This window comes from Bifidobacterium sp., from assembly GCF_051876855.1.
Classification (GTDB): Bacteria; Actinomycetota; Actinomycetes; order Actinomycetales; family Bifidobacteriaceae; genus Bifidobacterium.
This window is the reverse complement of the sequence record NZ_JBJEIH010000033.1, coordinates 1-14020: the sequence shown is the minus strand read 5'-3', so window position 1 is coordinate 14020 and position 14020 is coordinate 1. Positions and strand designations below refer to the sequence as shown.

General features: G+C 61.2%; 12 protein-coding genes, 1 tRNA gene and 1 pseudogene. 2 read left to right on the top strand and 12 right to left on the bottom strand.

Features of this window, described 5'->3' with window-relative positions; genetic code table 11:
- Positions 1-175 precede the first annotated feature (175 nt).
- The 11 genes from ACI38B_RS02570 to ACI38B_RS02520 all read right to left on the bottom strand — a co-directional run bounded on the left by ACI38B_RS02570 (position 176) and on the right by ACI38B_RS02520 (position 11053).
- On the bottom strand, positions 176-940 hold the full coding sequence (locus tag ACI38B_RS02570) for a hypothetical protein (RefSeq protein WP_439729400.1): 765 nt from the start codon (positions 938-940) through the stop codon (positions 176-178).
- Between the two features lie 7 nt (positions 941-947).
- The gene (locus tag ACI38B_RS02565) at positions 948-2126 is read right to left on the bottom strand and encodes a DUF2637 domain-containing protein (RefSeq protein ID WP_439729399.1); all 1179 of its coding nucleotides are present in this window, start codon (positions 2124-2126) and stop codon (positions 948-950) included.
- A gap of 129 nt (positions 2127-2255) precedes the next feature.
- Positions 2256-3416, bottom strand: a complete 1161-nt coding sequence (locus tag ACI38B_RS02560) for a helix-turn-helix domain-containing protein (RefSeq protein ID WP_439729398.1) — start codon at positions 3414-3416, stop codon at positions 2256-2258.
- Between the two features lie 129 nt (positions 3417-3545).
- Positions 3546-3785, bottom strand: a complete 240-nt coding sequence (locus tag ACI38B_RS02555) for a helix-turn-helix domain-containing protein (protein WP_439729397.1) — start codon at positions 3783-3785, stop codon at positions 3546-3548.
- Between the two features lie 538 nt (positions 3786-4323).
- Positions 4324-4404: transfer RNA gene (locus ACI38B_RS02550), tRNA-Leu, on the bottom strand.
- 95 nt (positions 4405-4499) lie between these two features.
- Positions 4500-5531: a Ppx/GppA phosphatase family protein gene (locus ACI38B_RS02545; protein ID WP_439729396.1), complete on the bottom strand. Its 1032-nt coding sequence runs from the start codon at positions 5529-5531 to the stop codon at positions 4500-4502.
- 75 nt (positions 5532-5606) lie between these two features.
- Positions 5607-6245: a DUF501 domain-containing protein gene (locus ACI38B_RS02540; RefSeq protein WP_439729395.1), complete on the bottom strand. Its 639-nt coding sequence runs from the start codon at positions 6243-6245 to the stop codon at positions 5607-5609.
- 157 nt (positions 6246-6402) lie between these two features.
- Entirely contained in the window at positions 6403-7020 is a 618-nt protein-coding gene (locus ACI38B_RS02535) for an FtsB family cell division protein (RefSeq protein ID WP_439729394.1), read from the bottom strand.
- 106 nt (positions 7021-7126) lie between these two features.
- The gene (gene eno / locus ACI38B_RS02530; RefSeq protein ID WP_033493101.1) at positions 7127-8428 is read right to left on the bottom strand and encodes a phosphopyruvate hydratase; all 1302 of its coding nucleotides are present in this window, start codon (positions 8426-8428) and stop codon (positions 7127-7129) included.
- Positions 8429-9130: 702 nt separating this feature from the next.
- Positions 9131-10246 (bottom strand): amidase domain-containing protein, encoded by a 1116-nt coding sequence (locus tag ACI38B_RS02525; RefSeq protein WP_439729393.1) that lies wholly within the window; start codon positions 10244-10246, stop codon positions 9131-9133.
- A 48-nt stretch (positions 10247-10294) separates the two neighbouring features.
- The gene (locus ACI38B_RS02520) at positions 10295-11053 is read right to left on the bottom strand and encodes a hypothetical protein (RefSeq protein WP_439729392.1); all 759 of its coding nucleotides are present in this window, start codon (positions 11051-11053) and stop codon (positions 10295-10297) included.
- 195 nt (positions 11054-11248) lie between these two features.
- Here ACI38B_RS02520 and ACI38B_RS02515 point away from each other — a divergent pair, with 195 nt between their 5' ends.
- Positions 11249-12109: a LuxR C-terminal-related transcriptional regulator gene (locus ACI38B_RS02515; RefSeq protein ID WP_439729391.1), complete on the top strand. Its 861-nt coding sequence runs from the start codon at positions 11249-11251 to the stop codon at positions 12107-12109.
- Positions 12096-13436, top strand: a complete 1341-nt coding sequence (locus ACI38B_RS02510) for a hypothetical protein (RefSeq protein ID WP_439729390.1) — start codon at positions 12096-12098, stop codon at positions 13434-13436. The genes ACI38B_RS02515 and ACI38B_RS02510 overlap by 14 nt, the downstream gene beginning before the upstream one ends.
- A 105-nt stretch (positions 13437-13541) precedes the next feature.
- On the opposite strand, the pseudogene ACI38B_RS02505 reads toward ACI38B_RS02510, so the two are convergent.
- A pseudogene (locus ACI38B_RS02505) lies at positions 13542-14020 on the bottom strand (hypothetical protein); the annotation flags it as partial.

Here is a 14020-nt window from a genome sequence, read left to right as displayed (position 1 = left end):
GTCCGTGGCGCCGGGCAGCGGTTCGGCCGCGGCGAGGCATTGCAGCACGCGCCGCGCGTTCCCGTCGAGCATCGATGCCCGGCCCGTGGTGGTTGTGGTGTCCATGATGGTGTTCCTTTCCTTCCGTCCGGCATCCGCCGGCATGGGTGTCTGTTGGTTCACGTGCCCCGGCCGTTTACCGGCCGTTGGCCCTTGCCGATCCGAGGACGCGGCGGATGTGCGGGTAGGCGTCGATGTCCGGGTTCATGCCCGCGTGATGGCTTTCCAGCCAGTGGCGGATCTCGCCCGCCAGGCGCCGGGACGGGTCGCGGCCGGTCGTGCACCGGCGCATGAGCTCGTCCCATGCGCCCGGACCGTACCGTGCGCGCACCAGGCGTTTGAGGACCCGCATGTCCGCGAGGTACACGCCGGACCCGTCTTGGTCGTCGTCCTGCCCGCCGTCATCCCCGGCCCACGCCTGGTAGCTGGCGCGGTCGCCCGCGCATCCCGTATCGTCGGGGCCGCCGGCCACGTCGTCCTCCTCGCACACGCGTCCCATGCCCGCCGCCCGTTCCTCGCGGCGCAGGCGCGCGCGGGCCGTCTCGGCGTCCGCCCCGTCCTCCACGCCGTCACGCCCTGTCAGGCGCTTGTGGCTGCGGCCGGGCGCGTGGGTCATGCCGCCACGGTATTTCGGCCGTTCGCTGGCCATCCATTCGCCCAGCCGGTTGCCGATCAGCGTGTTCACGAACGCGCCCAGGGGTCGCCGGTCGGGATATGCGGCCCATCGGCGCAGTCCCCCGTTCATCAGCTCGACCGCGACATCGCACAGGATGTCGTCCACGGCCCACGCGTACCCCCACGCCGTGAGCCGTGCCGCGGCCTGTCTGCGGTTCTCCTCGATCGCCTCGTCGACCTGCCGGGGCGTGACCCCGTAGGCGGCGAGGAACTCACGGTCGTCCATACGCCACCTACCTTCCCGCAAGGCCCAGCTGGCGGAACTTGCGCCGGGCCACCATCACGGACCCGGCGAGCCCGTCCTCGACGGCACGCTCCGCATCGGGACGGATGCCATGCGCGCGCGCCCAGCCATCCCACGCCATCCAGTCCCGGTCCGCGGCGGACTCGCCGTGCAGCGCCGGCCGCGGGAACACGTCCACGTGCCCCGCATCCGCCTGGTCGTCCATGTCCCCCGCGACCGCCATGTCATTCGCGACAGGCTCATCCTCCGTGACGGTCCCGCCGTCGGCTGCGTCGGCAGCCGGCACGGGATCCGGTGCGATGCCGGCCGTGTCCGTGGGGTCCCCCGGATCCGCCTGCCCGGCGTCCGGCCCATCCCCTTCGGGGACGGTGCCGTCCATGCCTGCTCCGTCGTCGGCGATCACGGCCGGGTCTGCAACGCCCGTGCCGTCGTCCCCGTCGGTGGGAATGCCGGTGGCGGGAATGCTGGTGGCGGGCACGTCGTCATTGTCGGTGGTTGCGGGGGTCACGCCCATGATGTCGTCACCCCCGAAGGCTTTTGGGGCCGGCGGCTCCTGCCCGCCCATGCGCGGCACCGGCACCCGCCAGTCGAACAGGTCCGTCAACCCGTCCGCATCGCCTGTCTCGTCCGTCCGCTCGCCGTCGTCGTGTCCCGCCTGAGGGACGGCCGTGTCCCCGACCCCGGGTTCCGCGCCCATGGCGGGCTCCATGCCTGCCGTCGGCGTGCCGGTGCGGGTGGTTTTGTCGAGCCGGTCGCCGGCGATGATGACGATCAGGTGCGTCGCGTACAGGAGCGCGACCGGCGGGATGCTCATAATCAGCGGCGGCACCCATGCGGGCAGGGTGACACCGGTGCCGAGCATCGCGTGCAGCGCGTTGCCCGCGATGCTGAACCCGCTGAACAGCACCAGGCCGAGCCACGGGTACCAGGCGCCGCGGATATGCGCCTTGCGGAACCCCCAGGTCGCCCACGTGCACAGCAGGATCGTCCCGTCCACGCACACCGGCCCGCCCCAGCTGAGCCACGGGTTGATGCCGCACGCCATGAACACCAGGCGCAACGCGTCGAAACTCAATACGAACGCGATCACGCCGATCACTGTGCCGGCCGCTATGCCGGGCCACATGCTCACGCTGGAATTGTGCGCCGTTTTCTCTTCCTCTTGCATGATGATGATCCCCTTCCGGCCATACGCCGGTCCGGGCGCCCGTGCATACGGGCGCCCCTAACTCCGTGGATTGCTTGGATGACACCCGCCCGCCGCCCAGGTCCAAAGGCGCGCGGGACGGGCGGAGGCTTACAGGTTCTCTTCCTCGCCGTTGTCGATACGGCTGACCAGGCCCAACGTACGGTGTATGAAGTCGGCCCACACCATGAACGGGTCCTGCTCGCCGGACGGCGTGCCGTCCTCCGGCCATAGGCCGTACGCGTCCATGCCGATCCGTCGGAGCAGCTGGTAGAACTTCTCGAGGATCTCGAACAGGCGTGCCTGGGAGCGGGTCATGACCTCGTCGACCTGCGTGCTGCCCGGCTTCCACTCGTCGGAATACATGTCGTCGATGATGGTGTCCATGTTCACGCCCACGCGTTCGATCGCGACGCACATGTCCTCGACCCACGCATGCATGTCCATGTCGGCGGCGCTGTCATCGGGCTGTATCAGCTCGCCCTCGCCGAGCTCTCCCGCGGCGACCGGTGCGGGCGGGACCGGTTCCGCGGCGGGCGCGTCCTCACGTTCCTCGCGACTGCGACGCAACGCCTCACTCACCGTTGACTGCGTCACACCGACCTGCGCCGCGATATCCTCCTGCTTCAACCCCTCGCCATGCAACCGCACAATCTCCGCCTGACGCTCCTCACGCGTCAGACTCTTCGCTACGTCGGAATACAGCTTGCCATCCGCGCCACGCTTCTTGCCCTTGATTGCGCCACGCTTGGACATCGCACGGTCGACAGTTGTGTGGCTAACCCCGAGCAGCGCCGCAATCCCGTTGTTGCTAATCTTGTTCGGGTCGAAGCCCATGATCAGGTCGGTCCGCTGCTGACCGGTCACCCGAATTTGATCAGCCGTGAAATTGTCACCGCAATAAGCGATCCAGCCTTTCATGCCACGCTCATAACCCAGTGCGACCCAGATGTGCCCGTCGAATGCCCGCTGCGCGGTCTGCACCAGATCATACTGCGCCTCAGCGGCATGCAGCATCTTGACCTTGATCTCCTCGGTCAGACGCTTTGCCTCACTCTCAGTGAAGGCGGTATCACCCGCAGGCAACGGCGGCGTCGGCCGCTCTTGCCCCTCGAACGTCTCGGCGAGCACGGCAACCGGATTTGTTTCGACAAGACTGTCATCATCGACAGTGTCGACGACTTCCGCCTCAAGCACCTCCTCTTGCGAGTCCTGTGACGAATCACGATATTGGATGCCATTCGTCGAGGATGGTGTGGAATAATCAGTCATGAGACTAGTCCTTTCATAAGGCCCAAGGCGCCAACCTTGAGCAGTTTTTCTAAAGCAATGTGATCGATTGGATTGGTTCTCTCAGCCCGCATGGAGCGCCAACTCCACGCGGGCATTTTTCAGGAAGCATCATCCGGCATGCACTGGCGCTCTTTCATCAGTCAGCCCATACAAAAAATCTGTAGTCACACCAAACTGCACTGCCGTAGCCCGTATGTCCTTTGCGGTGAATTGCACTGCGCCCGCAAGCTTGTCCGAGACAGTCGGCTGCGAAACATTCAGGATTGCCGCATACTGTGCCTGAGTCATGTCGGACTCGGCAAGCAGCAAGGCTATTCGTTCAGCCGTGATACCATTTATATAGGTCATGTCTATATCTTAACGCGTAAAGACTTCCTTTGCAACTCAATGTGCGATAAATTAGAGATATGGCTAGATTTTCAGTAAAAACAGATGCCTCAGAGCGCCTGCAAGATGTTTTCACAAAGAACGTCCGGGTGCGTTTGGCCCTCTACGACATCAAACAAATCCCATTCGCTGAGGCGATGAATCAGACTCAAGCAACAATCAGCGCGAAACTCAACAGAAAGACCGAATGGACACTCGCCGACATTGCAAACGCCGCCGCATTTTTCAATGAACCAGTTGAAAATATGGTCAGTACATCAGCTATTGACGCAATAGCTAAGTCTACCGAAAATTATCAGCTGCCGCATTATGCGGCAGCTGATAATTCACGTCACGAGCTTTCCGCTCCCACGGGTGCCCGGTATCTTCGTCGGCCGGATAATGGCAATGGCCTGCTGCAAGGCCAGCCCGGTCCACGCGCGTTCCTGCGCATGGAGGATGATTTCTTCGGTGTCAAGCAGGTGTCTGGGTCAGCGGCTTCCCGCCGTCGCATGTTGAGTGCCCCCTGCGGGACTCGAACCCGCAAGCCAATGGCGATGGATTTTAAGTCCACTGCGTCTACCAATTCCGCCAAGGGGGCAACTGTTCCATGCTAGCATGCAGGCGGACCGGGCGCGGCCGAAACACGCGTTCCGCGTCTTGCCGCGCCACGCATCGGCGACGTCGGCACGCCGTTCAGCGCGAGGCGAGCAGACGGCGGCCGTAATCGAGCACGATGCCGTCGAGCAGCCCGTGTTCGCTGGCGACGAACGAATCGATTGCCTTGCCGTGGTCCTCCAGCGCCGCCTGCGAGACACGGGCGAGCACCCGGCTCCACACCAGCGCGCCGCCGCCGACCACATCGATTCTGCCCGGGTGAATGGTCTTGTACGTCCGGCGCTCCTCGCGCGTCATCCGCAGGAACCGGTCATCGACCGCATACGCGTCCTCAAGCGAAAGCCGCCTGCCGTCAACCGCGGAATGGTCGTACTCCTTCAGCCCGATGGCGAGCGCGGTCATCGTGGTCACCGTGCCCGACACGCCGATGATGGTGCGGGTCTTGCCTGCCGGGACCGTACGGAAGGCCTCATCGATATGCTCGTCGATATCGGCGACGGCCTCGTCGATCTCCTGCTGGGTCGGCGGGTCGGTGTGCAAGTGACGTTCGGTCATACGCACCGAGCCGATGTTCATCGAGAATGCAGCCTGGACATCGGTTTCACTCTGTTCGTCTCCCCCGCCGAGCACCAGCTCAGTAGATCCGCCACCCAGATCGACTACCAGATACGGGGGCTCGAGCTCACCGCGCGGAACAACGCTCGTCGCTCCGAGGAAGCTCAACGCCGCCTCTTCGGTGCCGGGGATGACTTCCGGCCGCACGCCGAGAATGCGCTGGATCTCGTCTTCAAATTCCGCACGATTCTCAGCGTCACGGGTCGCGGACGTGGCGACGAAGCGAAGCCCGTCAACCGGATGCTCGGCCAGGATCTGCGCGAACTCACGCGCCGCCGCGTACACGCGCTCAAGCGCTTCATCGGCAAAACGATGGGTTTTGTCCACATCCTGCCCGAGCCGGACGACCCGCAAGACGCGCGGGACGATATCCTCATACCCGTTGGCGTCCACACGTGAGATCTTCAGCCGTATGGAATTGGTGCCGCAATCGATGCCGGCAACCGTCACCGACTTGCCCGTGCCGCCCTGCTGTTGCGATACAAGCTGTGTCATACTGTTTCCTTTCCCTGTGCGCCGACGTATCACTGTCGGCGGATGCGATTTCGGCGCGTTCCCGCGCGTACGAGACTACCGTTCCTGCGACAATCGCTCGATCTGCTCGTCATCGACGACCGTGGTGCAGCGGCAAACCGTAGGGCTAAACTCGTCGCGAATCCGTTCGAGGGTCATATCGCCGATCGGGTTGGCACCACTGCCCATGACCAGTGTCTGGGCGAGCAGCGCGTGGAGACATTTGACACGCGTGGGCATGCCGCCGGCACTGATGCCCGCGATATGCTCTTCGCTGTCGCCGAGCCGTTCGGCGAGCTCGTGCCGAAAGGCAAGATACCGTTGGTGCGCTATGCCATAGGCTTGGGCCAGCTCGGCGTCTTCTCCCAACCGCTCGTTGAGTTGTTTCATGACGCCTGTGGCTTCGACATGAGACACCGCCTTGACCGCTTCAGGGCTCGTCAGGTAGCAGGTCGTGGGGAACGGGATGCCGCCAGGCAGCAACGGCCGGGTCAGCACCGCCAGCGGACGGCCGCACACACAACGAGCGCCGACCGCGACCATGCCGCGCGGAAATCGGCCAAGCTGCATGTTGACCGTCGCAATGTCCTTGGCTGTCGGCGGCTGCGCCATGAGGCGGTCAAGCAGCGCGCGAGCCTCCTGCTCAAGCCGCTCTCGCTCAAGCAGTTGCGTTGGGGTTGCACTCGCCGGTGTCATCGGATGATGTTCCTCCTGTGGTGTGTGTTGCGATTGTGATGTGGTCTCGTGATTCGTAGTGCGTTCATGGTGTTTTGTCATCAGCTGGCGGCGAACAAATCCGGACATCGGCGGGATTGGACCCCGCTTCCGGTCTGCCGCCTGCCGGCTGCCCCTCCTACTGGGATGCCGACGGCGAAGACGAATCGGATGCACTCGCCGACGGCGAAGGGCTGGCGTTTGAACCCGAGCTCGGGGTCGAACCCGATCCGCTGCCCGAAGAGCCATTGCCGCTCGACGAAGACGAAGACGAAGACGATGAAGACGAAGACGATGACGAGGATTTCGACGGGGTGTCCGCCTGCTGGAACGCGTAAGCGAGTTCCTTGTACCATGGCAGTGTCGTCTTCTCATCCTGCGCGCTTGACGTACTGTTGTTCTTCGAAGCGGTCGAACCGGTGACCGCCTCTGGATGCTCGACCCTGACCGAAACCTCCCCCGGGAACACGAATCCAAGACGTTCGCGCGCCTGCGCGGTGACATACGCTTTGTCGTCCCAACGAGCGATATCGTTCTCCAAATCCTGCTTCTGCGCTTCGAGCGTGGCCTCCTGCTTTTTCAAGCCATTGAGCTCGGAGAGGTTCAACGCGTAATCATGAAAGGTGGATACCAGCTGCATCAGGCCGATAATCACGATGATCACTGCGATGAAGAACGAGACCGGTCCGCTGTTCCTGCGTGTCTTGGCGGTCTGCTGGGTGCGCTGACGCGCCGGTTTTCGCGAACTGGTTGTCATACTGACGAAAATACCCGCCGCATTCGACTTGCGAACACGACGGGTATTGCGTAATGCGCGGCACGTCTAGGGACATGCCGTCAGCACACTACCTGTGAGGCTAAGCTCACTTGGCGATGTACTTCTTGCAGGCCTTGAAGGCGCTGTAGCCGGCGTACTGGGCTTCGGAACCGAGCTCGTCCTCGATCTCCAGCAGGCGGTTGTACTTGGCGATACGCTCGCCACGAGCCGGGGCACCGGTCTTGATCTGGCGGGTGTTCTTGGCGACCGCGAGATCGGCGATGGTGGTGTCGGAGGTCTCACCGGAGCGGTGGGACACCATGGAGGTGTAGCCGTTCGCGGTGGCCAGCTCGATGGCGTCGAGGGTCTCGGTGACGGAACCGATCTGGTTGAGCTTGACGAGCAGGGAGTTCGCCGCGCCCATGTCGATGGCCTTCTGCAGACGAGCCGGGTTGGTCACGAGCAGGTCGTCGCCGACGAACTGCAAGCGATCGCCCAAGCGCTTGGTGATGGCCGCCCAGTCGTCCCAGCCTTCTTCCTGGAACGGGTCCTCGATGGAGACGATCGGGTAATCGTTGATCAGCTGCTCGTAGAAGTCGAGCATGTACTCAGCGTCACGCTCGCCGCCTTCGAAGTGATACTTGCCTTCCTCGCCCTTGCCGTAGAACTCGGAGGAAGCCACGTCGAGGCAGATGCCGATCTGCTTGCCAGGCTCATAGCCGGCGTCCTGGATGGCCTTCATGATGTAGTCGAGCGAATCGCGGTTCGACTTCATCTTCGGAGCGAAGCCGCCCTCGTCGCCGAGACCGGTGGACAGGCCGTCCTTCTTCAGCTCGTTCTTCAGGGTGTGGTACACCTCGACGCCGGCGCGCAGGGCCTCATGGTAGGTGTCGAAGCCGTACGGGGAGATCATGTACTCCTGGATGTCGGTGGCGAAGTCTGCGTGAGCGCCGCCGTTCATGATGTTCATGTTCGGAACCGGCAGGATGTGGCCGTTGGTGCCGCCGATGTAGCGGTACAGCGGCAGGTCCGCGGACTCTGCGGATGCATACAGCGCGGCGAGGGACACGCCGAGGATGGCGTTGGCGCCGAGCTTGCCCTTGTTCGGGGTGCCGTCAAGCTCGATCATCGTGTCGTCAAGAGCACGCTGATCGGCGGCATCCATGCCGATGACCTTCGGAGCGATGACTTCGTTCACGGCCTTGACGGCGTTGAGCACGCCCTTGCCCTGATAACGGGACTTGTCGCCATCGCGACGCTCCCAAGCCTCTGCGGCACCGGTGGAGGCGCCGGACGGAACCAGGCCGCGGCCCTGTGCGCCGTCTTCGGTCTCGAGATAGACCTCGACGGTCGGGTTGCCACGGGAATCAAGGATTTCGCGCGCGTATACGCTTTCAATTGCTGCCACAACTACTCCTTTTGCTCAGGTTGTGATGACACTGTCAAGGATAGTGGAATTGTTGGACGATATCGCCGATTTCACTCACTGTTTCCTGTGAGCGTTCACAGCCGCGTGCGAGATAGTCAGCAAGTATACCGAAGTGTTATCCCGTGGCGCTGATATGCGAAACGAAACCATAGGCACTGCGAAATCTCATCGCGCCAGTCTGCGTCCGTGATGCGTTGTGACCGATGGGTCGTTCACACATCCTGTCTAGTTTCGTATGACACGACAAGCACCTCATAACAGAACATCATCAGCAGCATATACGTCAGGAAAACAGACAAGTTGTATGGGATGGCATGCGCAACCAGACGCATCGCCGCATTGAACAGAGACATCACATGCCATTCAGCGAATTCTGCATGTTCTGACATACGAGACGACATGCATCGCCGCACAGAAACACGAAATATCACCTATCTGGTAAGCGACGTATGCCACAGCATGCACGATTCAAATCTTCATGCCTCATACAGTTACGGGGTATACAAGCAAGATGTACGTTTTACCATGAGTCACATCACCCATGGCACCAACAACAAGCGCCATCTTCGTGAATAACACTTCACGAAGATGGCGCTTCAATCTAGATAACGACACAGGAATGACGACATCCTTGCGTACGAGAGGTCATGAATTGATTCTGATATAGAGCGAGCCAGGTTGTCATTCCCAGGTATTCTGATTGGAACTTACCCAATCAACATAGTTCTTGGAATGTTGCGCAACCTGATAGTCTCTGTAATTTCCACGGTCGCTTCCTGTCGCAACCACAAATCCGATATGGTCACAACTCCCGTCGATGCCGTGGTCAAGACCTATGAAATCGCCTGGAGCCAACCACGTGCTGAATTTCCGGTGGTCAGAGGTCCAAGATTTCCAACCGAAAAACTTGGAAAACGCATTGGCATTGACCCATGCGGTTGTTCCTCCCCCTGACGCATATCCCCATGTCGGAAGATGGAACGGCTCTCCGCCAGCACGCCGGATCTGTGACGCGAAATTCGTGCAATCGTTATCTTTGTAGTATCGGTAGCTCGAATTCGGGTGCACGGCATAACGAAATGCATACTGATATTCGTTCTGTCGATTCAGCTGACGAAGGGGTGATGCTTGCTGTTGCAAGTAGTCACCTTGGACGGAATCAGACACGGCATCGCCTTGAGAAGGGCTAAGTTCTGTTTCAACTTCACTGATTGTGTCCAGTTGCAACTTCGCTCGCTTTCCGTCAAGGACCTGCGCAGCCTGAGCAATCACCATATTCTCACTGGAATTCTCGAAAATATCGAAAAACGTCAGGAACAATGCTTCAGTATGCGGATCCAACGCTCCTTCAGAACCAGCATCATGCGTATTGTCATACGCGTTGAACGCCTCGCGATATTCAACCCAGTTCGCCGTACTTAGCGGTTCCACACGCTCTTGCGACTCAATGCGTTTCATCGCCTCCGGTATTTTCCCGCGAAGAGCGTCAATCGCCTGCTGGGGATCGTGGAATACGCAAAGTTTCGGATAAGTCGCAGATCCCACCGATTCTGCTTGAGGGTAGTCAATGCTACCCAGCTCAGCGATGATGGGTGTGCGGCATAATTGCACCCCTCGGTATTCAACAGGCGATAACGTCTGAATCCAACTTTGCGCTTTTGCACGTTCTTGAGGCGCAGTAACTTCTTGTGCAGTGGCTGGCGCCGCCACCATAGCAGCGGCACATAGTGCGGCGAGCATTCCAAACGTACGCTTGATGCGATTTCGTGCGCTTGGTGCGCGATTATCCTGTTTCATTGTTTCTCCTTTATTGGTTATTTCTTCTTGATATCGAAGCGCTGATGCCTACGCACCACCGCTCACATCCCGATCTGCGGCGATCCACATGGTTGTGACCCATTGCGGGATGAGACCGCTCGACTGCGCATCAGGTTCGCAGCGTCCGAGCGAACGATCCGAGGCAGCGTCATCGTGGCGCAGCGGGCGGATCGACCCATCATCCTGCCGGACCAGTGTGACGCGCTCGGCGGCACAACTGTCCAGATGCAGCGTTTTCGCATCATCGGCGTCCTGCTCCACAGCGACCACATAGGCGACCGCGCGGCGGTCATCACCTTCACAGCCCATGACACGCACACCGACGAACCCGTCATCCAAACCGATTGACGCGGCCGTATGGTAGCCGGCCAGCGAACGGTGCACCGCGGATGTGACCTTCCCCGGATCGGTCACGCACATGCTGTTGCGCCGGGTCAACGGGGTCATCGCTCGATAGGCGTCCACACCATTGGTGTATGAGGTCATGAGATATCCCAGCCCCTGCCAGCGTTGCACGCGGGCGGCGACGCCCGTATCCGCACCGCTAGCATGGGCCGCCTGGGCTGTCTGGACAGGACGCGCGAAACGCGGTTGCTTCCAGTTGAGGTATTGGCTGACGTCGACAGCGACCACGGCGAGTACCAAGGCGAGGGCCGTAATCAGGCACGCGGCGAAGCGAAGAATCCGCATCGGCAACCCGGAATGTTCCGGTATTGCTGTCCGCTGTGGGGAACGCGTGTGTCGTGTCAGCCGCATCGATGGTGTCGAGACTGTGGAATGGTTCATGTCTTGTCTCCCCGCCTTTCCAACGAGATCACGTAGAACCTCAGGACCACACGGCAGGAGGGGCGTATCAGCTTCCCGGCTGCCGGATCATGTTCGGATAGTGTTATCGTCGCAGAAGCAAGCCAACGCCGCAACGGCGCTGAAGATTTCTTTAGATTCGGCTTGAAACAGCCGGTATCGCCATACACTGAAACCATGACGAACACAGATGATGCCCCCATGCCGCCCCGGTGCCATAGCGATGTTTCGGCCCGCCGAGCCATGCCCCAAGGACATATCACCATTGGACTGGTCGAAAACGACCCGTATGCGCTTGCGCTGCTCCGCCCGCAGATCGAACGGCTGGACCCACGATTCAGCATCCTGTGGACGGTTTCGACCGGCGCGAAGGCAATCCACCATTGCCTGTTCACCTCCCCACGCCCCCAAGTGCTCGTCATCGATATGGGATTATCCGACATGCCCGGCACCCGAGTATGTGAGATATTGCGACAACACGGATGCGCGGCTGGCATGGTCGGCATCACCGCGCTACCGACCGCGGATTGGGCGACACGGCTCGCAGCATGCGGAGGGCAGGCGCTCATCGCGAAAGACCGGATCCCCGACAATCTGAGACCCGCAATCATCGCCGCAGCGGCAGGACAGGCATATCAAAGCGAAGGCAACGGCACAAGCGGCCCGGAATATGCCGACAACGCGGAGGAATATACCTCCGACCAGCCTGTCACAGGAGCCACTGCAATCTATCCCAGCGTGCAAGAGGCCATCAACCGTCTCGCCAACACCGGGCAGGGCGAGGTCAGATCGGCGGCGACAGCTACAGCTACTGCGTCAGTACGACCGTCGGCCAACCCATTGAGTCCCCGGCAACAGCAGGTACTCGCCGCCTACGCCGCCGGAGAGACGACCGGGCAAATCGCCAAAACCCTGCACACCAGCAGCGCCACCGTGTACGTGCACCTCCACGACGCACTCGCGCGGCTGGGCGCCACCAGCAAAATCGAAGCGATTGACATCGCCAGAAAGAACGGGTGGATCCATGTTGAGCAATAACAGCAATAACAGCAATAACGGCAATAACACGGACAACGACGCCCGAGACGCCAAACCCGAAGCAAGCCCCCACGACACGCCAGGCAGCATTCGGCGGGACAACGGCATTCACCTCGCCATCGGGCGTCCGAACATGCCACTGCTCATCGCGACCATCGCCATCATCGCGATAACGGGCATTGAAACCGCGATATTGTGCGGAAAATGCGACCTGATGTCAGCCATCATGGTCATCGCCGCAACCGCCATCATCAGTGCCGCGCTGCTGTCCATCGCATGGTGGCCAGCCCAAGGCGCATTCCTCACCATGGTCGTATGGATCGTCTGCTCACTGGTGCCACCGAGCACGCAGCTCCTCCCCCAGTCGCTCTGGCTCGGTGTGCTGCTCGCCGTCATCGTGCTGGCACGCGTCAACGCATTCCTCGCCTTGGGCATGCTCGACTGCACCGTGCTGATTTCATTGTCCGCGGCGGCGCTAATCTGGCAAATCCGCATCGATTCGATGACATGGGGCGTCGCCATACTCATACTCGGCGTGGCGACATTGGCACTCGCGGGCATCGGCCTCGCACAGTACCAAGACGCACGGCGCCGGCGGCGGGAACAGGACGATCGGGCGCGCAGACAGGAACAAGTCATGCTGCGTCTGCACGACGATGTCGCCAATCGGCTCAGTCTCGCCTCAATACGGGCGCATGACCTCGCGGGAAGCTCGCCAGACCCGCAGTCCCGTGCACTCGCCAAGGATATCGACGACGCGTTGGCTGGAACGCGCGACATTGTGCGGATGCTTGACGCAGATAACAAAGACGGCAATGCGGATGACGAGGGATCCGAAGCCTATGGCAAGACCGATGCCGCCGATACGTTCCACCTCGTGGACAACCATCTGGACACGGGGCGCAAGTTGCTTACCGAACACGGAATGCAGGGCGTCATCACCAATTCGGTTCCCGCCGGAACAACGGTTGACAGGGCGCAAGCCAGGCTCATCGGCGATCTGCTTGACGAACTCGTCATCAACACCTTGCGGTACGGCGAGCGCGAAGGCGGGTACGTGCTGAGTGTTGGATGCCGTGGCGACGAAATGACCATCGCCTTGTGCGACACGGTCGCCTCCCCCGCAGACACCCACGCGGATAACCAACCTGCCGTTTCCGCCACTCAGAGCATGTCCTCGGGCGCACGCAGACAGTCGGGAACGCGGCTGGGATTGCGCGGGCACGCCCGGCTCATCGAAAATCATGGCGGTTCAATGACCTGGGATCAGGCCAACGGAAGCTTCAGCCTTGAAGCGGTGATTCCGTTGCACGGTGATGCCCGGTGATGCCAGTGAAGCCGTTCGCAGCGACCGTCACTGACAACCGGTTGCACTCGGGCGAGTACCGACGGTCATTGGGTTCGGACGCCGGCACAGGCATGGCTACCATCATCAGATCGTGCGCGAATACTCGACAATCCGTCCGGTGACGTCTTTGAGATAGTCGATTGAACGCGACCAATCGCCGGGAACCTCGATGGAATGGTTGGCATCCGGGTACGTGCACACCCGTTCGGTGAGCAGATGCGCCTTGGGCTCATCGAAATACGGGTCCGCGGTTCCCGCGCAAATCAGCGGTTTCGGCGCATGCTCCGCACCTGGCAGCGGCGCAGGAATCACCGACTTGTGCACGTCGAAGGGCGGCGGGTTGAGCACCGGGGTCAGCAGCGCGACATGCAGGCCTTCCCTTGCCGCATGCGGGAAGGACAACGTGGACAAGGATTTCGTGACTACCAGCAGCTTCGGAGCGGAGTCCGGGGTGAGGAAGGAAACGCTGGAATCGGCGGAAGCGTTGGAATCGACGTCAGCAGCGGAATCCTGTGCATCGTCTGTGTCGCGATTGTCTGACGCATGTTGCGCGGCGATGGTCG